This window comes from Inhella sp., assembly GCF_027532025.1.
Lineage (GTDB): Bacteria > Pseudomonadota > Gammaproteobacteria > Burkholderiales > Burkholderiaceae_C > Inhella.
This window is the reverse complement of sequence record NZ_JAPZSY010000108.1, coordinates 1-25,029: the sequence shown is the minus strand read 5'-3', so window position 1 is coordinate 25,029 and position 25,029 is coordinate 1. Positions and strand designations below refer to the sequence as shown.

The window sequence follows — 25,029 nt, the reverse complement described above, 5'->3', positions numbered from 1 at the left end:
GCCCGGTCTTGCGCAAGCCCTCGCGCAGGCGCGAGATCCAACCTTGACGCGCCGCAGCGGCCGGGGCAGATGCGGGTTCGACCGCCACCTCGGAAACCGGAGGGGCAGCCTCAGGGCCGAGGGTTCCGGCACTGCTTGCGGCGCCTTCAGGGGTCGGACTCGGCGCCTCAGGCGCGGCGGCGGGTTGAAGCGCGACGTCGACAGCCTGCGGGCGCCCAGCAGCCGGCTTCAGGCCCGGAATGTCGGTGAACGCGACCTCGGTGAACACCGTGCCGGCGCCATCGGCGGGCTCGGTCTTCTTCTTGAAGATACTGAACATGAGCGAAGGCTTGAAGCCATCGTTGGGCTGCGCTATACTAGCGGGCTCTTGGCGCTTTAGCTCAGCCGGTTAGAGCGACGGAATCATAATCCGCAGGTCCGGGGTTCGAATCCCTGAAGCGCCACCAAAATTCGCAAAGCCCCGTTGGTTTTCAAGCCACCGGGGCTTTGTCCCTTGTGACCTTTCCCCTCACCGCAGCCCCTGGATGAACCCCATGAAACGCTGTGTCTTGATCGCCGCCGCCCTGGTGCTGAGTGCGGCCCAGGCCCAAACCCACCGAACCTTCCCGGCGCACGCGCTGCGGGGCGAGTTGCAGATGCAGGTGGCGCCCGAGGCCGTGCTGAACGGCAAACCGGTGCGCTTGGCGCCCGGCAGCCGCATCCGCAACGACAACAACCTGCTCATGACGCCGGGTGAGTTGATGGCGCAGGGCAAGCGCGTGGTGCATTACACGCAGGAGTCCGACGGCCTGATCCAGGACGTTTGGGTGCTGAACCCCGCCGAACTCGCCAACCGGCGCTGGCCCAAGACGCGCGCCGAGGCGGCCGCCTGGCAGTTCGACGCCGCCTCGCAAACCTGGATCAAGCCCTGAGCCCCCGGCCCAGGCTGGAGCAGCGCCCATGAGCGACGTGAATTCCCCCAAGCGGGTCTACATCAAGACCTTCGGCTGCCAGATGAACGAGTACGACTCGGACAAGATGGCCGACGTGATGCGCCAGGCCGAGGGCTACGAGAAGACCGACGACCCCGAGCAGGCCGACCTGATCCTCTTCAACACCTGCTCGGTGCGCGAAAAGGCGCAAGAGAAGGTGTTCAGCGACCTCGGTCGCGTCAAGCACCTCAAGGCCAAGGGCGTCAAGATCGGCGTGGGCGGCTGCGTGGCCTCGCAAGAGGGCGCGGCCATCATCGAGCGTGCGCCCTACGTGGACGTGGTGTTCGGCCCGCAAACTTTGCATCGCCTGCCCCAGCTGCTGCAGCAGCGGCGCGACGCGGCCCAGCCGCAGGTGGACATCTCCTTCCCCGAGATCGAGAAGTTCGATCACTTGCCGCCCGCCAAGGTGGAAGGGCGCAGCGCCTTCGTGTCCATCATGGAAGGCTGCAGCAAGTACTGCAGCTACTGCGTCGTGCCCTACACACGCGGCGCCGAAGTGAGCCGGCCCTTCGAGGACGTGCTGACCGAGGTCGCCGGCTTGGTCGACCAGGGCGTGCTGGAGGTGACGCTGCTGGGGCAAAACGTCAACGCCTACCGCGGTGCCATGGGCGCCAGCGGCGAAATCGCCGACTTCGCCTTGCTCATCGAGTACATCGCCGAGATCCCCGGCATCCAGCGCATCCGCTACACCACCAGCCACCCCAACGAGTTCACGCAGCGGCTGATCGACGTCTACGCCAAGGTGCCCCAGCTGGTGAACCACCTGCACCTGCCGGTGCAGCATGGGTCCGACCGCATCCTGGCCGCCATGAAGCGCGGCTACAGCGTGCTGCAGTTCAAGCAAATCGTGCGCAAGCTGCGCGCCATCCGCCCCGACCTGCGCCTGGCCTCGGACTTCATCGTGGGCTTCCCTGGCGAGACCGACGACGACCACGCCAAGACGATGAAGCTGGTCGAAGACGTGGGGTTCGATGCCTCGTTCAGCTTCATCTTCAGCCCGCGCCCCGGCACGCCGGCCGCCAACCTGCCCGACGACACGCCCTACGAGGTGAAGGTGGCGCGGTTGCAGCAACTGCAAGCGGCCATCGAAGGGCATGCCTGGGGCATCAGCCGCACCTTGGTGGGCAGCACGCAGAAGGTGCTCGTCACCGGCACCTCGCGCAAGGACGCGAACGAGCTGATGGGGCGCACCGAGTGCAACCGCATCGTCAACTTCCCGGGCCACCCGAGGCTGATGAACCAACTCATCGACGTGACGATCACCGACGCCTACCCGCACAGCCTGCGCGGCGAGGTGCCGCTGGTGGAGACCACGAGCGCCTGAGGGTGCTCGGCCCCCTACGATTGACCGCATGCGTCTTGCCGATTTCATGGGGCCACTGCTGGCCTTCATCGCCCGCGTCATCACCGGCGCTCAAGGCCACTGGAAGGGCTGCCCGCCTTCCAACGAGCAGCGCATCTACATCGCCAACCACCAGAGCCACTTCGACTTGGTGCTGATCTGGGCCGCCCTGCCCGCTGAGCTGAGGCCCCGCACGCGGGCCATCGCAGCCCGCGATTACTGGACGAAGAGCAAGTTCAAGCAATGGCTGACGACGGATGTGTTCAACACGGTTTACGTCAGCCGCACCCGCGCCAACCCCGACGAAGATCCGCTGGAGCCCTTGGTGGACGCGTTGAACCATGGGGACTCGCTGTTGATCTTTCCGGAGGGCACGCGCTCGGCCAAAGGCGAACCGCTGCCCTTCAAGAGTGGCATCTACCACCTGGCCGAGCAATTTCCTGGCGTGCAGATCATCCCCACCTGGATCGACAACGTGCAGCGCGTCATGCCCAAGGGCGAAGTGGTGCCCGTGCCCATTTTGTGCACGGTGACCTTCGGCGCACCGACGAACTTGCAGGCCGGTGAAGACAAGAAGGCCTTTCTCGAGCGGTTGCGCAACGAGATGATGGCGCTCAAGCCCGGGGGGTGGCGCACATGATCGACGCCATCGTCGCGATGTTCCGTCAGCTGCGGGCGCAGGATGCAGCCACGCACGTGGCTTTGCTGTTCGTGATCCTGTTCGGGCTGTTGTTGGCAGTCACCATCGGCGGTTTGCTGTGGCGCATCCGGCACCCGCTCGACATCCTGCAGCCCGATCCGCGCAGCGCCCGTGCCCAGTTCCAGCGCGACCTCAACGCCTCGTGGGTGGGCGCGGTGCTGTTCTGGTTGGCCTGGATCAGTGGCCCCATTGGCGCCACCTTGCTGACGGCGCTGTTTTCCTTCTTTTGCCTGCGGGAGTTCGTCACCCTGCAGCACACGACCCGCAGCGACCACCGCGCGCTGATCGCCGCCTTCTTCGTGGTGTTGCCGGCGCAGTACGTCATCGTGGCGATGCAGCGCTTCGACCTGTTCACGGTGTTCATCCCGGTCTATGCGTTTTTGGCCATCCCCGTGATCAGCGCCTTGGCAGACGACCCCCGCCGCTTCTTGGAGCGCAACGCCAAGATCCAGTGGGGCATCATGGTGTGCGTTTACGGGTTGTCGCACGGGCCTGCGCTGTTGCTGATCGACTTCCCGCACTACCAGGGGCGCGGAGCCTTCCTGCTGTTTTTCTTGGTGATGGTGGTGTCGGTGGCCCAGGTGATGCAGGAGGTCGCCAGCCGCACGCTGCGGCGACGCCCCGTGGCGCGGCGCATCAGCCGCTCGTTCAGCAAGCGGTCTTGGTGGATCGGCGCGCTGTCAGGCGCCATGACGGGCACCCTGCTGTACTGGATGACGCCGTTCAAGGTCGGTCAGGCGTTCGCGCTGGCCTTCATCGCGGCCGGTGCCGGCACGTTGGGGGCCTTGGTCATGAAGGCGCTCAAGCGCGAGGCCGGCGTGCACTACTGGGGCAACCGCAGCGCCATCACGGGCGCCATCGGCCTGCTGGACCGCACGGCGGCGCTGTGCTTTGCCGCGCCGGTGTTCTTCCATTCGGTGCGCTGGTACTTCCAAGGCTGAGTTTGGCCGCAGCAGCGCAACGCATCCTGGGCATCGATCCCGGCCTGCAAACCACCGGCTTCGGCGTCATCGACGCCGACGGCCCCCGCTTGGCTTACGTGGCCAGCGGCACCATCCGCACGACGGGCGCCGGCATCCCGGTGGGCGACTTGCCGGGGCGCATCCGCATCCTGTTCGAGGGCGTGCGCGAGGTGGTGCAGACTTACCAGCCGCAGTGCGCCGCGGTGGAAATCGTGTTCGTCAACGTCAATCCGCAGTCGACCCTGCTGCTGGGTCAGGCACGCGGTGCAGCGCTGGCAGCGCTCACGAGCGCCGACCTGCCGGTGAGCGAGTACACCGCGCTGCAAATGAAAAAGGCGGTGGTGGGCCATGGCTTGGCCAAGAAGGAGCAGATCCAGGCCATGGTGCAGCGCCTGCTGGCCTTGCCAGGTGTGCCCAGCAAGGACGCGGCCGATGCCCTGGGGCTGGCCATCATGCACGCGCATGCGCGCGTGAGCTTTGCCGCCATGGCCGACAAGGGATCGCTGACGCGGCGTCAGCACGCCCAGTACAAGGGCGGCCGCACCTACTGATGCCGGCCAGCCTGGGCGCCTTGCTGCGTCAGTTCATCGGACAGCACCGCGGCGCTTACGCCGCGGCGGCGGCCATGCTGTTGGTCATCGCGCTGCTGCAGGTGTGGATGCCGCGCCATGTGGGCCGCGTGGTCGACGGGCTGGTGGCCGGGCAGTGGCAAGGCGCCACCCTGTGGCAGCCGCTGGGCTTGTTGCTGGGCGCCGGCTTGGCGGTTTACGGGCTGCGCGTGGGATGGCGGCTGGTGCTGTTCGGCGCCTCGTTCCAGTTGGGCCAGCAGTTGCGCGTGCAGTTGTTCGAGCGGCTCGGTCGCCAGGCCCTGGCCCACTTTCAGGTGCAGCGCAGCGGCGATCTGATGGCCCTGGCCACCAACGATGTGGACGCCGTCGAGCAGGCCTCGGGCGAGGCCATGCTGGCCGGCTTTGACGGCACGATGACCTTTGTGCTGGTGGTGTTGACCATGCTGGTGGGCATCGACTGGCGCTTGGGCCTGGCCGCCCTGCTGCCGTTTCCCTTCATGGCCTGGGCGTTTTGGGCCATCTCGGAGCGGGTGCACACCGCCTGGGCCGAGTCGCTCGACCACTTCTCGGGCATGAGCCGGCAGGCGCAGCAAGGGCTGAGCAACCTGCGCACGGTGCGCGCCATGGGCCTGGCCGAGCAAGAAGCCAGCGCCTTCCGGCGCTGGGCCGACGCCGCCGTGCAGGCCAGCTATCGCGCTCAGCGGTGGGAGGCGGCGTACGAACCCGCGGTGGGCCTGTCGCTGACGTTGGCCACCGTGTTGACCCTGGGCGTGGGTGGCGCCTTGGTGGCGCGTGGCGAGCTGACGGTGGGCCAACTCACCGCCTTCACGATGCTGCTCGGTCACCTCATCTGGCCGATGTTCGCGGCCGGTTGGGTCCTGTCCCTGATGGAGCGAGGACGCGCCGCGTGGACGCGCTTGGCCCCGGTGCTGCGAGCGCCCGACACGTTGGAGGATCTCGGCACGCAATCGCCCGTGCAGCGCGCCCGACTGCGCCTGCGTGACGTGCACTTGGGCTACGGTCCGGGTGCGCCCGAGGTGCTGAAAGGCGTGTCCCTGGAACTGCAACCCGGACGGATGCTGGCGGTGGTAGGGCCGACCGGCGCGGGCAAAACCACCCTGCTGCGCGCCCTGCTGCGGCAATGGGCGCCGCGCCAAGGCGCGATCGAACTCGACGGCGTCCCCTTGGCCGACTGGCGCCGAGAAGCGCTGAGCCAGGCGGTGGCCTGGGTGCCGCAGGAAGCGTTCTTGTTCAGCGCCTCGGTGCGGGACAACATCGCCCTGGCCCGACCGACGGCCAGCGACGACGAGGTGCAGGCGGCCGCCCGCTGGGCGGCGCTGCACGACGACGTGCTGCGCTTGCCTCAGGGCTACGCCACGCTGGTGGGCGAAAAAGGCGTGTCGCTCAGCGGCGGACAGCGACAGCGCGTGGCCATTGCCCGGGCGCTGCTGAGTCAGGCGCCGCTGCTGCTGCTGGACGATGCGCTGTCGGCGGTGGACACGGGCACGGAGGCCCACATCTTGGGCGCACTGCGCCAGATGCGGTTGGCGCGGCCCGAATGCGCGTTGCTCGTGGTGACCCACCGCTTGAGTGCAGCCTTGGAGGCCGACGAGATCGTCGTGCTGCGCGACGGTCGCATCACCGAGCGGGGCACGCACGCGGCGCTGCTGGCGTTGAACGGCTGGTACGCCACCCAGTGGCGTTACCAACAGCTTGAGGCCTCGCTCGCATGAGCCCGAACCCCGCACAAGCCCGCGACACCGCGCGTGCCAGCGCTGGCGATGCGGCGCGCCTGCTGTGGCGCATGGCCGCGCCCGAGCGACGCACGGTGGCGGTGGGCATCGGCTGGCTGGTGGTGGCGGCGGCGCTGGAGGCCATCGGCCCGCTGCTCGGCAAGCACTACATCGACCACTACCTGCTGCCGGGCCGTTTCGACGATCTGGGCGGCATGGGCCTGCTGCTGGCGGCCTTGCTGGCCACCGGAGTGACGGCCAGCCTGGTGCGATACGCGCAACTCACGCGCATGGCGGGCGTGGCTCGCAACGCGGTGTTGCGACTGCGGGAGCAGGTCTATGCGCACGTGCTGGGCCTGCCGCTGCGCTTCTTTGACACGCAGATCACCGGCGCCTTGGTGAGCCGCGTCACTAACGACACCGAGAGCGTCAACCAGCTCTACCGCCAGGTGCTGTACGTCATGCTCGACTCTGGCATCGTCGTGCTCGGCGCCCTGGTGGCCATGGCGTTCCTGGATTGGCGCTTGATGCTCATCGTGGCCTTGCTGGCCCCGGCGATGGTGGGCATCGTTTGGCTCTATCAGCGCTTGTCGGGCCCGGCCGTGTCGCAGGCGCGGGCCCTGAAGAGCGACATCAACGCCCAACTGTCCGAGAACCTGTCGGGCATGCCCGTGCTGCAGGCCACCGGCGCCTTGCCCCGCTTTGCCGAGCGCTTCGCCCAGCACAACGCCTTGCATTACGCCGCGCGCATGCAGGAGCTGAGCGCCAATGCCTGGCTGCTGCGGCCGGCACTGGACCTGCTGAACGTGGCGCTGATAGTGGCGCTGATTCACGGCTTTGCCCAGCGCGAGCTCTCGGGCCTGGAGATCGGCCTGCTGTATGCCTTCCTGGCTTACCTGGCGCGCGTGGTGGAGCCGCTGATCCAAATCACCCTGCAATTCGGCCAGCTTCAGCAAAGCCTGGTGGCAGCGGCCCGCGTGAGCGTGCTGTTGCAAGAGCCCGCGCCCCAGCCCGTTCACAGCGAGACCAGCATCGGTGCTGGCGCCGTGCACTGGGATGGCGTCCGCGCTGGCTATGGCGACGGGCCCGATGTGTTGCACCCCTTCCAGGCTCACATCCCGGCCGGCAGCCTGGTGGGCCTGGTGGGGCACACCGGCAGCGGCAAGAGCACGATGCTCAGCCTTTTGCTGCGTTTTTATGCGCCGCGGGTCGGACAGATCTGGGTCGATGGCCAGGCCTTGGACACACTGGACGAGGGTGCGCTGCGCCGCGACCTGGCCCTCGTCCCGCAAGAGCCGCAAATCCTGCCGGCCAGCGCGCGCGACAACCTGCGCATGGGGCGCACGCACCTCAGCGATGCTGCGTTGGAAGACGCCGCTCGCGCGGCCCGCTTGCACGAGACCTTGCTGGCCTTGCCCCAGGGCTACGAGACGATGCTGGGCGAAGGCGGCGTGCAGCTCAGCACGGGGCAAAAGCAGCTGTTGGCCATGGCCCGAGCCTTGGCGGGGCAGCCCAAAATCCTGCTGCTCGACGAAGCCACGGCCAACATCGACAGCGCCACGGAAGCACGGCTGGGCGAGGCCCTGGTGACCTTGCGCGGCAGGGTCACGGTCGTGGCCGTGGCCCATCGTTTGTCCACCATCCGCGACGCCGACACCATCCTGGTGCTCCACCACGGCCAGCTCGTCGAGCAAGGCCCGCACGGCGCGTTGATGGGCATCGAGGGCGGTGTGTACCAACGCTTGGTTCAACTGCAGCAGTTGGAGGATTGAGCCTTGACCCTGCGCTACCTGACGTTCACGGCCGATGACGATGGCGGCGACCGAGGCTGTTGGGAGGCCATGGCGAGCACCCCCCACGCGGCGCTGCCCGAGGTTCGGCAGGAAATCGCCGAGGTGCTGCGATGGGCCGAACAGCACGCTCCCGGGCCCCAAGGGCCCGAAGAAGACGGCGGGACGTGGGACGTGTTCAGCCACACGCAGGACGAGGGCCGCTGGGTGACGGTCACGGTGACGCTGACCGGCCCGCTGGCCTGGGGCGCAAGCCTGTTGGCGCGCTTCGCGCCGCCCGATAGCGGCGATTGAGGCGCTTCAGCCGCCGAGCAGGCGCTCGACGATCAGCACCGCGAAGAACCCAAAAGCCGCGACCACGGTCCACAGCAACACCTTGCCGGCGAGGCGGTGCCAGCGCGGGTCGCGCTTGACCCAGCCGGTGACCAGCAAGGCCAGCGCCAGCAACAGCAGCAGCCCGAAAAACAGCCGAAAGCCGAGCATCATGGCGCCACCTTCACCAAGCCGGTGCCAGCTCGGCAAAGCCGGCTGGAGCGTCGCGTTCGTCGTCGAAGCTGACGATCTCGTACTGGGTTTCGTCCTTCAGGAGCTCGCGCAGCAAGAGGTTGTTCAGCGCGTGTCCGCCCTTGAAACTGGTGTAAGCCGCCAGCAGCGGGTGGCCCGCCACCTGCATGTCGCCGATGGCGTCGAGGATCTTGTGCTTCACGAACTCGTCGTCGTAGCGCAAGCCATCGGCATTCAGGATCTTGTAGTCGTCGACGACGATGGCGTTGTCCATGTTGCCGCCCAGCGTGAGGCCGCGCGAGCGCATGAGTTCGATGTCGGCCGTCATGCCGAAGGTGCGGGCGCGGGCGATGTCCTTTTTGTAAAGGCCAGAGCCCATGTCGAAGGTGGTGCGCTGGCCCGTGGCCGCCACGGCCGGGTTGTCGAACTCGATCTCGAAGCTCAGCGTGTAGCCGTGGTGGGGCTCCAGCTTCGCCCACATCAGGCCCTTGCCCTCACCCCGGCGCACCTCGACCGGCTTGAGCACGCGCAGGAAGCGTTTGGGCGCGTTCTGACGCTCGATGCCGGCCGATTGCAGCAAGAACACGAAGCTGGCGGCAGAGCCATCGAGGATGGGCACCTCGTCGGCGCTGATTTCGATCAGCAGGTTGTCCAGTCCCAAGCCAGCGCAGGCGCTGAGCAGGTGCTCGATGGTCTGCACCTTGGGCGCGCCAGGGTCGCCCCCTGGGCTGATGGTGGTGGCCATGCGCGTGTCGCACACGCTGGTGGGCAAGACGGGGATGTCCACCGGTTGCGCAAGGTCGGTGCGCCGGAACACCAACCCTGTGTCGGGGGCGGCGGGGCGCAAGACGAGCTCGACCTTGCGGCCGCTGTGGATGCCCACGCCCACGGCGCGGGTGATGGACTTCAGGGTGCGTTGCGCAAGCATGGCGCGATTGTCCAAGCCAGAACGCAAAAAAGCCTGCGAAGGGTCGCAGGCTTTTTCAATCGCCGTGATGAACACGGCCGGACTTGACAGGCTCAGTCGGCTTGACGACGCAAGAAGGCAGGGATCTCGATGTCGTCCACGCCCGATGCCGACAGGGCATCGACCTTTTGGGCCGCGCGGCCACCAAAGCGCCACACGCTGGGGGTGCTGCGGCCGTCGAAATCGCCCACAGAACCCCCACCGGCTCCACCGCTCATCAGCGGGTGCGGCGCCAAGCCGGCGGCAGCCGTCGCCGCGCCCGGGGCGATGGCCTGGGTCAACACGGGCAGGTTGTCGGTGCCGGTGCGGCGGGTTTCAACCAGCACGGGGGCTTGGCGCTGCGCTTGGCCAGCCAAGCCGGTGGCGATGACGGTGACGCGCAGCGCATCGCCCAGGCTCTCGTCGTACGCGGTGCCATAAATGACGTGCGCGTCTTCATGGGCCAGGCGCTTGATGGCGCTCATGGCAGCGCGAGATTCGGCCAGCTTGAAGGTGCTGCGCGAGGCGGCGATCAGCACCAGCACGCCGCGCGCGCCGGTGAGGTTGATGCCTTCCAGCAGCGGGCAGGCCATCGCTTGCTCGGCGGCTTTGGCGGCGCGGTCGGGGCCGGTGGCCTGGGCGGTGCCCATCAGGGCCTTGCCCGGCTCTTGCATGACGGTGCGAACGTCTTGGAAATCGAGGTTGACCAAGCCCGGGCGGTTGATGACGTCGGAAATGCCACCGACGGCGTTCTTCAGCACGTCGTTGCAGTAGGCAAAGGCGCTGTCTTGCGTGGCGTCGTCGCCCAACACGTCGAGCAGCTTGTCATTGAGCACGACGATGAGCGAATCGACGTTGGCTTCGAGCTCGGCCACGCCGGATTCGGCGATCTTGTTGCGGCGCGGGCCTTCGAAGTCGAAGGGTTTGGTGACCACGCCCACCGTCAGGATGCCCATTTCTTTGGCCACCCGGGCGATGACCGGGGCAGCGCCGGTGCCGGTGCCCCCGCCCATGCCGGCGGTGATGAACAGCATGTCGGTGCCTTCGAGCGTTTCGCGGATGCGCTCTTCGGCCTGTTCGGCGGCCACTTTGCCCACTTCAGGCTTGGCGCCCGCCCCGAGCCCGGTCGCCCCCAGTTGGATGACCTGGTCGGCGCGCGATTGAGTCAGCGCTTGTGCGTCGGTATTGGCCGCAATGAATTCAACGCCTTGCGCACGCTGGTCGATCATGTGCTCGACGGCGTTGCCGCCACCGCCCCCCACGCCGATGACCTTGATGCGAGCGCCTTGGTTGAATTCCTCGATCATTTCAATGGCCATACATACCTCCGTAATCGTTCGATTGTGCCTTGCGGCGTTCCTGAAATAAAGGGGTGCGGCCCCAGTTTTTAGGGGGTGGGGCCCAAAAAATGGGGGTCAGAAGGTGCCGGCGAACCAGTCTTTGAATCGGTGGAGCATGGTTTTCATCGAGCCACCCTGTTGGGCTGCCTTGAAACCTCGTGTGCGTGCCAAGCGGGCTTCTTCCAATAGGCCCATGACCGTGGAGCTGCGGGGATTGGCAACCATGTCGAACAACGGCCCGCTGTAGGTGGGATTCCCGCGCCGAACGGGTTTGAGGAAGGTGTCTTCGGCGAGTTCAATCATCCCGGGCATGACGGCGGATCCGCCCGCCAGCACGATGCCGGAACTCAGCAGTTCCTCGTAGCCAGAATCCCGGATCACTTGGTGAACCAGCGAAAATATTTCTTCGACTCGAGGTTCAATAACCCCTGCAAGCGCTTGTTTTGAAAGGAGCCGCGGGGCCCGATCGCCCAGACCGGGCACCTCGACGTTCTCGGCCGGGTCGGCCAGCATTTGCTTGGCGACTCCATGCTCGATCTTGATCTCTTCGGCGTCCTTCGTCGGGGTACGCAGCGCCATCGCGATGTCGGATGTGATCAAGTCGCCGGCAATGGGGATGACGGCGGTGTGGCGGATGGAGCCGCCGGTGAAGATGGCCACGTCGGTCGTGCCGGCCCCGATGTCGACGAGGGCGACGCCCAGCTCGCGTTCGTCGGCGGTCAGGGCCGCCAAACTGCTGGCCGAGGGGTTGAGCACCAGCTGCTCCACTTCCAAACCACAGCGGCGCACGCATTTCACGATGTTTTCCGCCGCGCTTTGGGCGCCGGTCACGATATGCACCTTGACTTCCAAACGCCCACCGCTCATGCCGATGGGTTCTTTGACTTCGTGGTTGTCGATCACGAATTCCTGGGGTTCGACGAGCAGCAGGCGTTGATCGTTGGGAATGTTGATGGCCTTGGCGGTTTCCACGACGCGGGCCACATCCACCGGCGTGACTTCTTTGTCACGGACGATGACCATGCCGGTGGAGTTCTGGCCGCGAATATGGCTGCCGGTGATCCCCGTGAAAACCCTGGAAATCTTGCAGTCGGCCATCATTTCCGCCTCTTTCAAGGCCTGCTGGATGGATTGGACGGTGGCGTCGATGTTGACCACCACCCCCCGTTTCAAACCCTGGGTGGGCGCCAAGCCCAAGCCCGCCAGGCGCAAATCTCCGCCGGGCATGACTTCGCCGACGACAACCATGATCTTGGCCGTGCCGATATCCAGGCCGACCACCAGGTCCTTGTATTCCTTGGCCATCAGGGTTTCCTCTTGGGGATGGGTTTGTTCGCCGCTTTGGCGGGGGTTTGCTGGGTGCCGATGCCGACGAGGCGCAGGGCGTAGCCGTCGGGGTGGCGCAGGTCGGCCGACTGCACCTGCGTGTTGAACCGCCGCGCGACCGCCAAGGCGTGCGGCAGGAAGGCGCGGTAGCGGGCCAGCAGCTCGTCGGCGCTGCCCCGGCCCAAATCGACCGTGGCGCCGCTGGCCCAGGTGGCGCGCCAGGAACCGCGGCCGCTGAGCTCCAGGCGCGTGATAGCGACGCGCTCGTCCCGGCCGGCCAGGCCCGAGAGGGCTTGCCACAGGGCCAACACCTGGGCCTCGCTGCCATTGGGGCCGGCGAATTGAGGCAGCCCATCGTCCTCGACCTCGCCCAGGTTGGCGTGGAAGACTTCGGCGTGGCTGTTCAGGAGGGCGCGCTCCAGCGGAGGTTCACCCCAGTCGCCTCGACCGTCCCAGAAGGCGACGGCGCGGTGCTCTTGCAAGCGGACGCGAAGTTGACCCGGCCAGACCCGCCGCACCTCGGCACGACGGACCCAGGGCACGCCTTCGAAGGCGGCCCGCACGTTGCGCAGGTCGGTGCTGAGGAAGTTGCCCTTGATTTGCGGCAAGGCATTGGCGCGCAAGGTGGCCAAGCTGTTGCGGGCCACGTCGCCTTCGATGAGCAGTTGACGCCACGCCAGCCCCGGACGCTGGCCCAGTGCCACCAGCGCCCACATCAGGCCCACGCCCAGCGCCAAAACCATGAGGGCGCGCGTGGCCCACTGCGTCCAGCGGATGTCGCTGGGCAGGGTGGGTTGCAGGGCGTCGGCCGCGTTCATGGTGGGGCGATCGGGGTGGAGGTGAGGGCGGCCGGGTCAGGGGGACCGGTCGAGCCGAGCCTGGGCCAGCAGCCACAAGCACAGGTGGGGGTAGTCGATGCCCACGCGCTGCGCCGCCTTGGGCACAAGGGAGTGCGAGGTCATGCCGGGGCTGGTGTTCATCTCCAGCAAGAACGGACGCTGGTCGGCTTGACGCAACATGATGTCGGCACGGCCCCAGCCGCGGCAACCCAGCAGGCGGTAGGCCTGGAGCACCAGGCGCTGCACCTCGGCCTCGAGCGCCGCGGGCAAGCTGCCGAACAGGTACTGGGTGGTGTCGGTCTCGTACTTGTTGGCGAAGTCGTAGTTGCCGTCTTCGGCGCGGATCTCGATCACCGGCAGGGCCACGGCGTTGGCGCCCTCGCCCAGCACGGCGCAGGTCAGCTCGGGGCCTTCGATGCACTGCTCGAACAGCAACTCGTCGTCGTAACCCAGGGCCAAGGTCACCGCGTCTTGCATCTGCGAGTAGCCCTTGGCCTTGGTGATGCCGATGCTGCTGCCCTCGTGCGGCGGCTTGACGACCACGGGCAGGCCCAGCTCGTCGGGGATGGTGCGCACGCGCTCGCGGTTCAGCTCCTCGCGCGACAGGCTCAGGTAGGCGGGCGTGGGGATGTCGGCCGTGGACCACAGGCGCTTGGTGGTGGTCTTGTCCATGGCGATGGCCGAGGCCATGACGCCCGAACCGGTGTAGGGCACGCCCAGCAGTTCCAGCGCCCCTTGCAGCGAGCCGTCTTCGCCGCCGCGGCCGTGCAGGGCCACGAAGGCGCGGTCGAAGCCCTCGTCCTTCAACGCGTGCAGCGGGCGATCGGCCGGGTCGAAGGCCTGCGCGTTGACGCCCACCGACTGCAGCGCGGCCAACACGCCGCTGCCGCTCATCAGGCTCACGGGGCGCTCGGCGCTGCTGCCGCCCATCAAGACGGCGACCTTGCCCAGCGCGCGCGGGTCGATGTTCAAGTTGACGGGGGGGGTGCTCATCTCAAGCCTTCTGAAAGTGTTGGGCCACCAAGCGCGGCAGCGTGCTCATGGAGCCGGCGCCCATGCCGATGACCACGTCGCCACCGCGCGTCAGGCTGGCAAGGGCGGCGGGCATGTCGGCCACCTCGGGCACGAACAGGGGCTCGGTGCCGGCCAGTCGCAGCGCACGCGCCAGGGCGCGGCCATCGGCGGCAGGGATGGGGGCCTCGCCCGCGCTGTAGACCTCGGTCAGCAGCACGGCGTCGGCCGCCTGCATCACGCGCACGAAGTCTTCGAAGCAGTCGCGGGTGCGGGTGTAGCGGTGGGGTTGGAAGGCCAGCACCAGGCGCTGACCCGGAAAGGCGCCTCGCGCAGCGGCCAGCACGGCGGCCATCTCGACCGGGTGGTGGCCGTAGTCGTCCATCAGCGTGAAGGTGCCGCCATCGGCCGTGGGCCACTCGCCGTGGCGCTGGAAGCGCCGGCCCACGCCCTGGAAGGCGGCCAGCGCGCGCTGGATGGCGCCATCGGGCACGCCGATCTCGGTGGCCACGGCGATGGCCGCCAGGGCGTTGCGCACGTTGTGCTCGCCGGCCAGGTTCAGGGTGATGGGCAAGTCAGGCAGGGTCACGCCGTTGCGGCGCTGGCAGGTGAAGGCCATCTGGCCGCCGGCCAAGGCCTGCACGTCAACGGCGCGCACCTGGGCCTCGGCATTGAAGCCGTAGCGAACCACGGGGCGCTCGATGCGCGGCAGCACAGCCTGGATGCCGGCGTCGTCGCTGCACACCACGGCGGCGCCGTAGAAGGGCATGCGGTGCAGGAAGTCCAGGAAGGCCTGGTGCAAGCGGCTTAAGGAGTGGCCGTAGGTGTCCATGTGGTCGGTGTCGATGTTGGTGACGACCGACAGCACGGGGCTGAGGTGCAGGAAGGAGGCGTCGCTCTCGTCAGCCTCGACCACGATGAACTCGCCCGAGCCCAGGCGCGAGTTGGCGCCGGCGGCGTTGAGCAGCCCGCCGATGACGAAGGTCGGGTCGATGCCGGCCTCGACCAGGATCGAGGTGACCAGCGAGGTGGTCGTCGTCTTGCCGTGCGTGCCGGCGATGGCGATGCCCGACTTCAGGCGCATCAACTCGGCCAGCATCACAGCGCGCGGCACCACGGGGATGGGCTTGGCGCGGGCGGCCAGCAGCTCGGGGTTGCTGGGCTGGATGGCCGTGGACACGACGACGGCCTGGGCGTCGCCCAAGTTCGCGGCGTCGTGGCCGATGGCGATGCGCAGGCCCAGGCCGGCCAGGCGCTCGGTCACGGCGCTGGCGTTTTGGTCGCTGCCCGACACCTGGTAGCCCAGGTTGTGCAGGATCTCGGCGATGCCCGACATGCCGGCGCCACCGACGCCGATGAAGTGGATGCGTTTGACGGCGTGCTTCATGCGGCACGTCCTTTCGATTCAGGGGTCAGGCGTTCGATCTCGTCGGCCACGCGCGCGGCGGCCCCCGGCAGGGCCAAGGTGCGGGCGCGCTCGGCCCAGGCTTGGCACTGGGCACGGTCGGTGTCGCGCAGCAGCGCGGCCAGGCGCTCGGGCGTGGCTTCGGCCTGCGGCAGGTGCAGGCCCGCGCCTTGGGCGGCCATGTGCTGGGCGTTGTCGCGCTGGTGCGCGGTGGTGCTGACGACCAGGGGCACGAACACCGCAGCGACGCCGGCGGCGCACAGCTCGCTCACGGTGACCGCGCCGGCGCGGCAGATCACCAAATCGGCCTCGGCCAGCGCGGCGGCCATGTCGTCGATGAAGGGCCGCACCTCGGCCTGCAGGCCGCGGGCGTCGTAATCGGCCTCGACGCTGGCGAGGTTGGCGTTGCCGGTTTGGTGAAGCACGCGCGGCCGTGCGTCGGCCGGCAGCAAGGCCAGCGCGGCGGGCACGGCCTGGTTCAGCGCGCGCGCGCCCAGCGAGCCGCCCACCACCAGCACGCGCAAGGGACCGCTACGGCCGGCGAAGCGCTCGGCCGGCGCCGGCAGGTCGGCGATGGCCTGGCGCACCGGGTTGCCGGTGACCAGGCCCTGCTTCGTGCCGCGGGCGGCGGGGCCGTCGAAGCCGAAGGCCACGCGGTCGGCCAAGGGCAGCAGGGCCTTGTTGGACAGCAGCAAGGTGGCGTCGGCGTTCACCAGCACCAGGGGCCGGTTGAGCCAACTGGCCATCAGGCCGCCGGGGAAGCACACGTAGCCGCCCATGCCCAAGACGGCATCGGCGCTGCGGCACTTCAAGATGGCGCGGCAGTCCCAGAAAGCCTTGAGCAGGCGCAGGCCGCCGAGCAGCGTCTGCACGACGTTCTTGCCGCGCAGGCCGTTGAAGGCGATGGTGTCGAGCGGAATGCCCGTGCGCGGCACGAGTTGGTTCTCCATGCCGGTGCGCGTGCCCAACCAGCTCACGGTCCAGCCGCGGCGCTGCAGCTCGGTGGCCACGGCCAGGCCGGGGATCACGTGCCCGCCGGTGCCGGCGGCCATGACGACGAGGTGGCGGCTCACGAGCGGCCTCCGCGCATGAGCTGCCGGTTTTGGCTGCGCCGAAACCGCAGCGCCGGGCTGGCGCCCTGCCCGACCTTGCTGCGCAAGCCCGTCATGCGCGGCCTCCGCGCATGAGCTGCCGGTTTTCAAGATCAACGCGCAACACGACGGCCAACGCGATCAAGTTCATCAAGATGGCCGAGCCGCCGAAGGAGATCAGCGGCAGCGTCAGGCCCTTGGTGGGCAAGGCGCCCAGGTTCACGCCGATGTTGATGAAGGCCTGGCCGCCCATCCAGATGCCGATGCCTTGGGCGTACAGGCCGGCGAAGACCCGGTCCAGCGCGATGGCCTGGCGGCCGATGAGGAAGCACTTGCGGGTGAGCCAGAAGAAGGCGGCAATGACGAGCAACACCCCGACAAAGCCGATCTCTTCGCCAATCACGGCCAGGATGAAGTCGGTGTGCGCCTCGGGCAGGTAGTGGAGCTTTTCCACGCTGTTGCCCAGGCCCTGACCGAACCACTCGCCACGGCCGAAAGCGATGAGGCTGTGGGTCAGCTGGTAGGCCTTGCCCTGGGCGTACTTTTCCTCCCAAGGATTGAGGTAGGCAAAGATGCGCTCGCGGCGGAACTCGCTGAAGGTGATCATCAGCACGAAGGCGCCGACCAGCACCACCAGCACCAAGGCGAACATGCGGGCGTTGACGCCACCCAGGAACAACACGCCGATGGCGATGGCTGCGATGACCATGAAGGCCCCCATGTCCGGCTCGGCCAGGAGCAACACACCCATGGCCCCCAGCGCCACCAGCATGGGCGAAACGGCTTTGACGAAGTTCTCGCGCAGGTCCATCTTGCGCACCATGTAGCTGGCGGCATACATGGCCATGGCGAACTTGGCGAGTTCGGAGGGCTGGAAGTTCATCACCCCCAGCGGCAACCAACGCCGTGCGCCATTGACCCCCTTGCCCACCCCCGGGATGAGCACCACCACCAGCAGCACGAAGGCCACCAAGACCAAGATCGGCACCAGCCGCTCCCACAGGCGCAGGGGCACGGCCGTGACGACGGCCGCGGTCCCGAGGCCGATGACGATGGCCAGCACGTGGCGGCTGAAGAAGTGCGTGGGGCTGTAGCGCGAGAACTTGGGGTTGTCGGGCAAGGCGATGCTGGCCGAATAGACCATGACCAGCCCCAGACACAGCAGGCAGATCACCACCCAGACCAACATGAAGTCGAACCCATGGGCGCGTGTGGGGTGGCTGTCGCGGATGTGGATGCCGTCGCGCACGGGCAGGCTCATGCCGCCCTCGTTGGCGCCACGCCAGCGGGCCCACCAGGCGCGCAGGCCACCGGGTTCGGCGCCGTCGCCGCCCATGCCTTGCCAACCGGGCAGCCGCGCGCTCACAGCATCACCCCCTGCTCGGCCGCCAAACTCTGCACGGCATCGACGAAGACCTCGGCTCGGTGGGCGTAGTTCCTGAACATGTCCAAGCTGGCGCAGGCGGGGCTGAGCAGCACGGTGTCGCCCGGCCGCGCCTGCGCGAAGGCCCACCGCGTGGCGCTGGGCAGGTCGGCATGCAGGACGACAGGAAGCCCTCGGTACGCCAACGGCGCCAGCAGCGTTTGCAGCGCCGGGCCATCGCGTCCGATCAGGGCGACCGCGCGAGCGTGGGCCCCGATGGGGGCCAGCAGCGGTGTGAAGTCCTGGCCCTTGCCATCGCCGCCCAAGAGCAGCGCCAAACGGCTGCCCTCGCGGTCGGCCGCCAAGCCAGCGATGGCGGCCACCGTGGCGCCCACGTTGGTGCCCTTGCTGTCGTCCACGAAGTCCACGCCGGCCAGGGTTCCCACGTGGGCCACGCGGTGGGGCTCGCCCCGGTAGTCGCGCAGCGCGTGCAGCATGGGGGCCAGGGGGCAGCCCATGGCCGTGGCCAGGGCCAGGGCGGCCAGGGCATTGGCAGCGTTGTGGCGTCCACGGATGCGCAGGGCATCGGCCGGCATCAGGCGCTGGATCTGCCATTCGTCGTCGCGCGCGGCGCTGCCGCCTCGACGGCCCTTGACGGGCGTGTCGTCGGCGGGCAGCGCACGCACCAGCCAGGCCATGCCGCCCTCTTCGATGAGGCCAAAGTCGCCCGGCGCTTTGGGCGGATTCAAGCCAAAGCGGCACACACGCGGCGGAGCCCACTTGACGCTGACCTTGAGCGGCTTGCCCCGCACACCCAGGGGCGGTGGCGGCGGCGTGGGCACCAGGGCCTCCACGAGCGGGTCGTCGCGGTTGATCACCCACAGACCGGCCGAGGGTTCGGCGCTACCGAACACGCGAGCCTTGGCCGCGCCGTAGGCGGCCATGTCGCCGTGCCAGTCGAGGTGATCTTGGGTGAGGTTGAGCACCACACCCGCGTCGGGCTGGAAGCCCTGAACGCCATCGAGCTGAAAGCTGGACAGCTCCAGCACCCACACCTCGGGCAGGGCGGCGAAGCGCGGCGGCACGGGCGGTGCGGCCTCCACCGGCAGCCCATGGTGCTGCAGCAGCGCGTCCAGTTGCGCCAGGCTCATGCCGTCGTCGGACAGGGGCAGTTCGGACTGTTCGGGGTCGGCAGCGGCAGGTTCGCGGCTCGCTTCGGCCTCGGCCTGCGCGTCGCCGTCCACAGGAGGCAGCGCGGCCGCGGCGCGGGCGACGGTGGCCTCGGCGGCGGCTTGCACGGCTGCGTCCAGCGCGGGAAGGCCGCCTTCGGCCTCGAGCGCCTCGCGCAAGGTGTCCAACAGCGTGGGGCCGATGTTGCCGGCCACGGCGGTGCGCCGACCGGCGGCCTGGCACAGCAGCCCGGTGAGCGCCGTGGTGGTGGTCTTGCCATTGGTGCCAGTGATGGCGAGCACGCCGGGGCGGTACTGCCAGCGCTCGCGCAAGTCGGCCAGGGCCTGGGCGAAGAGATCCAATTCCCCCTGAACCGGGATGCCGCGCTCGCGGGCGGCCGCCAGCACGGGCGCGATGCGCGCGTCGTGCGGCGCCAAACCCGGGCTCTTGAGCACACGGGCCACGCCGTCCAAGGCCGCCAAGGCCAACGCGCCGCGCAGGCGCACGGCGCCGGGCACCCGCTCGATCAAGGTGGCGTCTTGCGGCGCGGCGTCGCGCGAGTCCCACACGCGCACCGCGGCGCCGTTGCGCGCGCACCAGTCGGCCATGGCCAGGCCGGAGTCGCCCAGACCCAGGACGAGCACGGTGGTGTTGGCGTGGAGGTTCAGCATGGCCCGTTCAGCGCAGCTTCAGCGAGGCCAGCCCGACGAGGCACAGGAGCATGGTGATGATCCAGAACCGGATCACGACCTGCGTCTCCGTCCAACCCACCTTCTCGAAGTGGTGGTGCAGCGGGGCCATGCGAAACAGGCGACGGCCCTCGCCGTACTTCTTCTTGGTGTACTTGAACCAACTGACCTGCAACATCACGCTCAGGGTCTCGGCCACGAAGATGCCGCCCATGATGGCGAGCACGATCTCTTGCCGCGTGATGACGGCGATGGTGCCCAGCGCGCCGCCCAGGGCCAGCGCACCGACGTCACCCATGAACACCTGCGCCGGGTGCGCGTTGAACCACAGGAAGGCCAAGCCGGCGCCGGCCATGGCGGCGCAAAAGATCAGCAGCTCGCCGCTGCCCGGGATATGCGGGAACAGCAGGTACTTGCTGAACACGCTGGAGCCGGTGACGTAGGCGAACACGCCCAGCGCCGAACCCACCATCACCACGGGCATGATGGCCAGCCCGTCCAAGCCGTCGGTGAAGTTGACGGCATTGCTGGTGCCCACGATGACGAGGTAGCTGAGCAGGATGAAGCCCCACACGCCCAGCGGCATGCTGATGGTCTTGAAGAAGGGCACCAGCAGGTCGGCCTTGGGCGGCAGCTCGGTGGAGAAGCCGCTGGCCACCCAGCGCCCGAACAACTCCAGCACGCCCAGAAAGCTGGTTTCCGACACCGAAAACGCCAGGTACAGCGCGGCAGCCAGGCCGATGAGCGTTTGCCAAAGGAACTTCTCGCGACTGCGCATACCCTCGGGGTTTTTGTCGACCACCTTGCGCCAATCGTCCACCCAGCCGATGGCGCCAAAACCCATGGTGACGACCATGACGACCCACACGAAGCGGTTGGTCCAGTCGAACCAGAGCAAGGTGCTGACGCCGATGCCGATCAGGATGAGCACGCCGCCCATGGTGGGCGTGCCGCTCTTCTTGAGGTGCGACTGCACGCCGTACTCGCGCACGGGCTGGCCGATCTTCAGGCTGGTGAGGTAGCGGATGACCCAAGGCCCGAAGGCCAGGCCGATGAGCAGCGCTGTCATGGCGGCCATGACGGCGCGGAAGGTGATGTACTGGAAGACGCGCAGGAAGCCCCACTCGGGGTACATCGACAGCAACCAGTCGGACAAGGCGTAAATCATTCAGACCGCTCCTTGAGCGCGGCCACGGCCTGCTCCATGCGCATGAACCGCGAACCCTTGACCAGCACGCTGGCGGCGGCAGGGCCCTCGCTCACGTGGGCGGCCAGGGCGGTGGCGTCGTTGAAGTGGCGGGCGCCGGCGCCATAGGCGGCCAGCGCGTGCAGGCAGGCCTCACCGGCCAGCCAGACGTGGGCGATGCCGCGGGCCTTGGCGTGGGCCCCGACCTCGGCGTGGAAGGCCGGGCCTTGGGTGCCGACCTCGCCCATGTCGCCCAAGATCAACCACTGCGGCGCGGGCAGCGAGGCCAGCAGGTCGATGGCGGCGCGCACGCTGTCGGGGTTGGCGTTGTAGCTGTCGTCCACCAGCCGCGCGTCGGCGCCCTTCCAGCGCAGGGGCTGCAGGTGCGAGCGGCCCTTGGCGGCCTGGAACGACTCCAGCCCGCTGCGGATGGCGGCCAGCGGGGCGCCCGCGCCCAGAGCGCAGGCGGTGGCGGCCAGCGCGTTGCGCAGGTTGTGCTCGCCCGGCATGGGCAGGGCCACAGGCAGTTCACCGGCGGGGGTGTGGATCTGCATCGCCCAGTGCGCTCCCGCCCAGTCGGCGTCGGCGGTGACGTCGGCCTGGCCCGTGCGGGCGAAGGTCATGTGGGGGCGGTCGCCGGCCAGCTCCCACCAAATGGGCGCGCAAGGGTCGTCGGCGGGGAACACCGCCACGCCGGCGGGGCCCAGGGCGGCGAACACCGCGCCGTTCTCGTGCGCCGTGGCCTCGACCGTGGCCATGAACTCTTGGTGCTCGCGCTGCGCGTTGTTCACCAGGGCCACGGTGGGCGCGACCAGCTTGGAGAGCGGGGCGATCTCGCCGGGGTGGTTCATGCCCACCTCGACGACGCCGGCGCGGTGCCACTGCCCATCCTCGTGCTGACGCAAGCGCAGCAAGGTGAGCGGCACGCCCACGTCGTTATTGAAATTGCCTTGGGTGGCGAAGGCGCCCTCGCCCACCCAGGCGCGCAGGATGCTGTGCAGCATCTGGGTGACCGTGGTCTTGCCGTTGCTGCCGGTGACGGCAATCAGCGGCAGCTGCTTGCGCTCGCGCCAGGCACCGCCCAGTTGCATCAGGGCCTGGCGGGTGTCGTTCACCACCAAGCCCGGCAGACCGGCGGGCAGCGGGCGCACCGACACGGCGGCCACGGCGCCGGCGGCCTGGGCCTGCGGCAGAAAGTCGTGCGCGTCGAAGCGCTCGCCCACCAGGGCGACGAACAGGTCGCCCGGCTGCAGGCTGCGCGTGTCGGTGTGCACGCGGGCGAAGGGCGTCGTCGCATCGCCCACCAGGGCCACGGTCAGGCCCCGCGCCTGCAAGGCCTGGGCGGCTTCGCCGAGGGTCCAGTTCACAGGCCGGCCCTTTCCAGCAGCGCGGCACGGGCCACCTGCGCGTCGTCGAAGGGGTGGCGCACGCCCTGGACCTCTTGGTAGTCCTCGTGGCCCTTGCCGGCCACGACGATCACGTCGCGCGCGTCGGCGGCCAGTACGGCCTCGCGGATGGCCAAGGCCCGGTCGGCCTGCTGCAGCGCTTGCGGCGCGGCGGCCGCGATGTCGGCCAGGATGCGCGCCGGGTCTTCGGTGCGGGGGTTGTCGCTGGTGATCACCACGCGGTCGGCCACGCGGGCGGCGATGGCGCCCATCAGGGGGCGCTTCGTGCGGTCGCGGTCGCCGCCGCAACCGAACACGGCGTGCAAGCGGCCGCCGCGCGCGGCGGTCAGCGGCTTCAGGGCAGAGAGCGCCTTGTCCAGCGCGTCGGGCGTGTGGGCGTAGTCCACCACCACCAGCGGCAGCTCGCGGCCATGGCCGATGCGCTGCATGCGGCCGGGCACGGGGGTGACGGGCGCGCAAGCGGCCACGGCGTCTTCCAGGCCGACCCCCACGGCGCGCAGCGCGCCCAGCACGCCCAGCCAGTTGTGCACGTTGTAGTCGCCGATCAGGCCGGTTTGCACCGGCACGCGCTGCTCGCCCTCCTGCACCGTGAAGGCCAGGCCCTGGGCGGTGTAGTGCACGTCGCGGGCGCTCAGCCGGGCGTCGCCAAGGCCCACCGTCCACAGGTCCAGGCCGGTGATCTCGGCGGCCAATTCGTCGCCGCGCGGGTCGTCCACGTTCACCACCACGGCGCGAAGGCCGTTCCAGTCGAAGAGCTTGCGCTTGGCGGCCCAGTAGGCGGCCATGTCGCCGTGGTAGTCGAGGTGGTCTTGCGTGAAGTTGGTGAATTGCGCCACCGCGATGCGGGTGCCGGCCAGGCGGTGCTCTTCGATGCCGATGGAGCTGGCCTCGATGGCGCACGCCGCGAAGCCGGCGTCGCGCATGGCCGCAAATCCCTGCTGCAGGCGCACGGGGTCGGGCGTGGTCAGGCCGGTGTAATCGATGGCGGCGGCGCGGCGGCCGTCGGGGCTGGGCGGCTCGCCCACGCCCAGGGTGCCCACCACGCCGCAGCGCCGGCCGGCCAGGCTCAAGGCTTGGGCCGTCCACCAGGCGGTGCTGGTCTTGCCGTTGGTGCCGGTGACGGCCACGACCTCGATCGCCTCGGTCGGGGCGTCCAGATAGGCCGCAGCGATGGCGCCGGTGTGGCGCTTCAGGTCCGGCAAGGCGGCCACGCGTGCATCGTGGAAGTCGAAGGCGGCCAAGCCCTCTGATTCGACCAAGCAGGTGGATGCACCTGCAGCCAAGGCCTGCGCCACGAAGCTGCGTCCGTCTTTGGCGTAACCCGGCCAAGCGATGAAAGCGTCGCCCGGCTGCACGGCGCGGCTGTCGGTGCGCAGGGTGCCGGTGCACCACTGCTGCAGCCAGCGCACGGCGGCTTCGGGGCTCTTCAACGCGGTCGTGCCCATCAGAAGCTCTCCAACACGGGCGCATCGCCCTTGTGCGCGTTGCGCGCCACGATTTGGCTGTGCACATCCAAATCGGGCGGCACGGCCATCTGGCGCAGGGTCTGTTCAACCACCTTGCTGAACACGGGGGCCGCCACGGCGCCGCCGTAGTACACGCCGTTGCTCGGCTCGTCCACCATCACCGCCACGACGATGCGCGGGTTGCTGATGGGCGCCAGGCCCACGAACCAGCTGCGGTACTTGTTGCTGACGTAGCCCTTGCCCCCCTCGACGTTTTTGTGCGCGGTGCCCGACTTGCCGCCCACGCTGTAGCCCAGCACCTGGGCCTTGGGCGCGGTGCCGCCTTCGCTGGCGGCCAGTTGCAGCATCTCGCGCACGCTGCGGGCCGTTTCCGAGGAAAACACGCGCGAGCCCTGCACCACGTCGTCCGGTTTGCGCTTGGTCATGGTGATGGGCATGAGCTCGCCGTCGTGGGCGAACACGGTGTAGGCGCGGGCCAGCTGCAGCAGGCTGGCCGACAGGCCGTACCCGAAGCTCATGGTGGCCTGCTCGATGGGGCGCCAGCTCTTGTGGGGACGCAGCCGGCCGCTCACCGCCCCAGGGAACTCCAGCTGCGGACGCTGCCCCAAACCGACGCCCGTGAACACCTCGTGCAGCTCTTGCGCGGGCATCTGCATGGCCAGCTTGACGGTGCCCACGTTGCTGCTCTTTTGGAGGATGCCCGCCACGGTCAAGTCGCCGTAAGGGTGCACGTCGGTGGGGTGCCAGCCGCTGATGCTGATGGAGCGCGGCGCCACGTTGAGCACGGTTTCCGGGCGCACGCGGCGGCTTTCCAGCGCCTGGGCGATGACCAGCGGTTTCATGGTCGAGCCGGGCTCGAACACGTCGGTGATGGCGCGGTTGCGCAGCTGGTTGCCGCTCAGGTTGCGGCGATTGCCGGGGTCGAAGCTGGGGTAGTTGGCCAGGGCCAAGATCTCGCCAGTGCGGGCATCCAGCACCACGGCGCTGCCCGATTTGGCCTTGTGCTCGGTGACGGCCTCGCGCAGCGACTGGTAGGCGAAGAACTGCACCTTGGCATCCAGGCTGAGCTGCACGTCGTGGCCGTTCAGTGCCGGCACGGTGGCGTTCTTGTCCTCGACGATGCGGCCCATGCGGTCGCGCAGCACCTCGCGCTTGCCGTCCTTGCCTTGCAGGTGTCGCTGGAAGGCCAGCTCGATGCCTTCTTGCCCCTGGTCCTCCAG

The 25,029-nt window shown here is 68.6% G+C and carries 22 protein-coding genes, 1 tRNA gene and 1 pseudogene; 9 read left to right on the top strand and 15 right to left on the bottom strand.

What is annotated here, in order from left to right:
- Positions 1–319: pseudogene (locus tag O9335_RS13695) on the bottom strand (hypothetical protein); the annotation flags it as partial.
- 50 nt (positions 320–369) lie between these two features.
- On the opposite strand from O9335_RS13695, the gene O9335_RS13690 reads away from it, so the two are divergent.
- The 9 genes from O9335_RS13690 to O9335_RS13650 all read left to right on the top strand — a co-directional run bounded on the left by O9335_RS13690 (position 370) and on the right by O9335_RS13650 (position 8,361).
- Positions 370–446, top strand: a tRNA-Met gene (locus tag O9335_RS13690).
- 87 nt (positions 447–533) lie between these two features.
- Entirely contained in the window at positions 534–911 is a 378-nt protein-coding gene (locus tag O9335_RS13685) for a hypothetical protein (protein WP_298389033.1), read from the top strand.
- 28 nt (positions 912–939) lie between these two features.
- On the top strand, positions 940–2,295 hold the full coding sequence (miaB, locus tag O9335_RS13680; RefSeq protein ID WP_298389032.1) for a tRNA (N6-isopentenyl adenosine(37)-C2)-methylthiotransferase MiaB: 1,356 nt from the start codon (positions 940–942) through the stop codon (positions 2,293–2,295).
- Positions 2,296–2,323: 28 nt separating this feature from the next.
- The gene (locus O9335_RS13675) at positions 2,324–2,953 is read left to right on the top strand and encodes a 1-acyl-sn-glycerol-3-phosphate acyltransferase (protein ID WP_298389030.1); all 630 of its coding nucleotides are present in this window, start codon (positions 2,324–2,326) and stop codon (positions 2,951–2,953) included.
- On the top strand, positions 2,950–3,954 hold the full coding sequence (locus O9335_RS13670; RefSeq protein ID WP_298389037.1) for a phosphatidate cytidylyltransferase: 1,005 nt from the start codon (positions 2,950–2,952) through the stop codon (positions 3,952–3,954). Before O9335_RS13675 ends, O9335_RS13670 begins: the two co-directional genes overlap by 4 nt.
- Positions 3,955–3,956: 2 nt before the next feature.
- Positions 3,957–4,526: a crossover junction endodeoxyribonuclease RuvC gene (gene ruvC, locus O9335_RS13665; protein ID WP_298389028.1), complete on the top strand. Its 570-nt coding sequence runs from the start codon at positions 3,957–3,959 to the stop codon at positions 4,524–4,526.
- The gene (locus O9335_RS13660) at positions 4,526–6,277 is read left to right on the top strand and encodes an ABC transporter ATP-binding protein (RefSeq protein WP_298389026.1); all 1,752 of its coding nucleotides are present in this window, start codon (positions 4,526–4,528) and stop codon (positions 6,275–6,277) included. Before ruvC ends, O9335_RS13660 begins: the two co-directional genes overlap by 1 nt.
- On the top strand, positions 6,274–8,049 hold the full coding sequence (locus O9335_RS13655; RefSeq protein WP_298389024.1) for an ABC transporter transmembrane domain-containing protein: 1,776 nt from the start codon (positions 6,274–6,276) through the stop codon (positions 8,047–8,049). Before O9335_RS13660 ends, O9335_RS13655 begins: the two co-directional genes overlap by 4 nt.
- A gap of 3 nt (positions 8,050–8,052) precedes the next feature.
- Positions 8,053–8,361, top strand: a complete 309-nt coding sequence (locus O9335_RS13650) for a hypothetical protein (protein WP_298389022.1) — start codon at positions 8,053–8,055, stop codon at positions 8,359–8,361.
- A gap of 6 nt (positions 8,362–8,367) precedes the next feature.
- Here O9335_RS13650 and O9335_RS13645 read toward each other — a convergent pair whose 3' ends face one another.
- From O9335_RS13645 to O9335_RS13580, 14 genes are all read right to left on the bottom strand, one after another.
- The gene (locus O9335_RS13645) at positions 8,368–8,553 is read right to left on the bottom strand and encodes a hypothetical protein (RefSeq protein WP_298389020.1); all 186 of its coding nucleotides are present in this window, start codon (positions 8,551–8,553) and stop codon (positions 8,368–8,370) included.
- Positions 8,554–8,563: 10 nt separating this feature from the next.
- Positions 8,564–9,499 carry a UDP-3-O-acyl-N-acetylglucosamine deacetylase gene (gene lpxC / locus O9335_RS13640; protein ID WP_298389018.1) on the bottom strand — a complete coding sequence of 312 codons (936 nt, stop codon included), beginning with the start codon at positions 9,497–9,499 and terminating at the stop codon, positions 8,564–8,566.
- Positions 9,500–9,591: 92 nt separating this feature from the next.
- Positions 9,592–10,836: a cell division protein FtsZ gene (gene ftsZ, locus O9335_RS13635; protein WP_298389016.1), complete on the bottom strand. Its 1,245-nt coding sequence runs from the start codon at positions 10,834–10,836 to the stop codon at positions 9,592–9,594.
- 96 nt (positions 10,837–10,932) lie between these two features.
- Positions 10,933–12,162: a cell division protein FtsA gene (gene ftsA / locus O9335_RS13630; RefSeq protein WP_298389014.1), complete on the bottom strand. Its 1,230-nt coding sequence runs from the start codon at positions 12,160–12,162 to the stop codon at positions 10,933–10,935.
- Complete coding sequence (locus O9335_RS13625) at positions 12,162–13,001, bottom strand: cell division protein FtsQ/DivIB (protein ID WP_298389012.1); 840 nt, start codon at positions 12,999–13,001, stop codon at positions 12,162–12,164. Before O9335_RS13625 ends, ftsA begins: the two co-directional genes overlap by 1 nt.
- A 36-nt stretch (positions 13,002–13,037) precedes the next feature.
- The gene (locus O9335_RS13620; RefSeq protein WP_298389010.1) at positions 13,038–14,015 is read right to left on the bottom strand and encodes a D-alanine--D-alanine ligase; all 978 of its coding nucleotides are present in this window, start codon (positions 14,013–14,015) and stop codon (positions 13,038–13,040) included.
- Between the two features lies 1 nt (position 14,016).
- A complete protein-coding gene (murC, locus tag O9335_RS13615) occupies positions 14,017–15,420 on the bottom strand; it encodes a UDP-N-acetylmuramate--L-alanine ligase (RefSeq protein ID WP_298389008.1) in 1,404 nt (467 codons plus the stop codon).
- Positions 15,417–16,511 (bottom strand): undecaprenyldiphospho-muramoylpentapeptide beta-N-acetylglucosaminyltransferase, encoded by a 1,095-nt coding sequence (murG, locus tag O9335_RS13610; protein WP_298389007.1) that lies wholly within the window; start codon positions 16,509–16,511, stop codon positions 15,417–15,419. The genes murC and murG overlap by 4 nt, the downstream gene beginning before the upstream one ends.
- Before the next feature lie 91 nt (positions 16,512–16,602).
- Positions 16,603–17,790 (bottom strand): putative lipid II flippase FtsW, encoded by a 1,188-nt coding sequence (ftsW, locus tag O9335_RS13605; protein WP_298389035.1) that lies wholly within the window; start codon positions 17,788–17,790, stop codon positions 16,603–16,605.
- 101 nt (positions 17,791–17,891) lie between these two features.
- Positions 17,892–19,733, bottom strand: coding sequence for a Mur ligase family protein (gene murD / locus O9335_RS13600; RefSeq protein WP_298389005.1), 1,842 nt, complete (start codon positions 19,731–19,733; stop codon positions 17,892–17,894).
- 7 nt (positions 19,734–19,740) lie between these two features.
- Positions 19,741–20,919, bottom strand: a complete 1,179-nt coding sequence (gene mraY, locus O9335_RS13595) for a phospho-N-acetylmuramoyl-pentapeptide-transferase (protein WP_298389003.1) — start codon at positions 20,917–20,919, stop codon at positions 19,741–19,743.
- Complete coding sequence (murF, locus tag O9335_RS13590) at positions 20,916–22,304, bottom strand: UDP-N-acetylmuramoyl-tripeptide--D-alanyl-D-alanine ligase (RefSeq protein ID WP_298389001.1); 1,389 nt, start codon at positions 22,302–22,304, stop codon at positions 20,916–20,918. Before murF ends, mraY begins: the two co-directional genes overlap by 4 nt.
- Entirely contained in the window at positions 22,301–23,788 is a 1,488-nt protein-coding gene (locus O9335_RS13585; protein WP_298388999.1) for a UDP-N-acetylmuramoyl-L-alanyl-D-glutamate--2,6-diaminopimelate ligase, read from the bottom strand. Before O9335_RS13585 ends, murF begins: the two co-directional genes overlap by 4 nt.
- A partial coding sequence (locus O9335_RS13580; RefSeq protein WP_298388997.1) for a penicillin-binding protein 2 occupies positions 23,788–25,029 on the bottom strand: 1,242 nt, incomplete at its 5' end. The genes O9335_RS13585 and O9335_RS13580, both read right to left, overlap by 1 nt.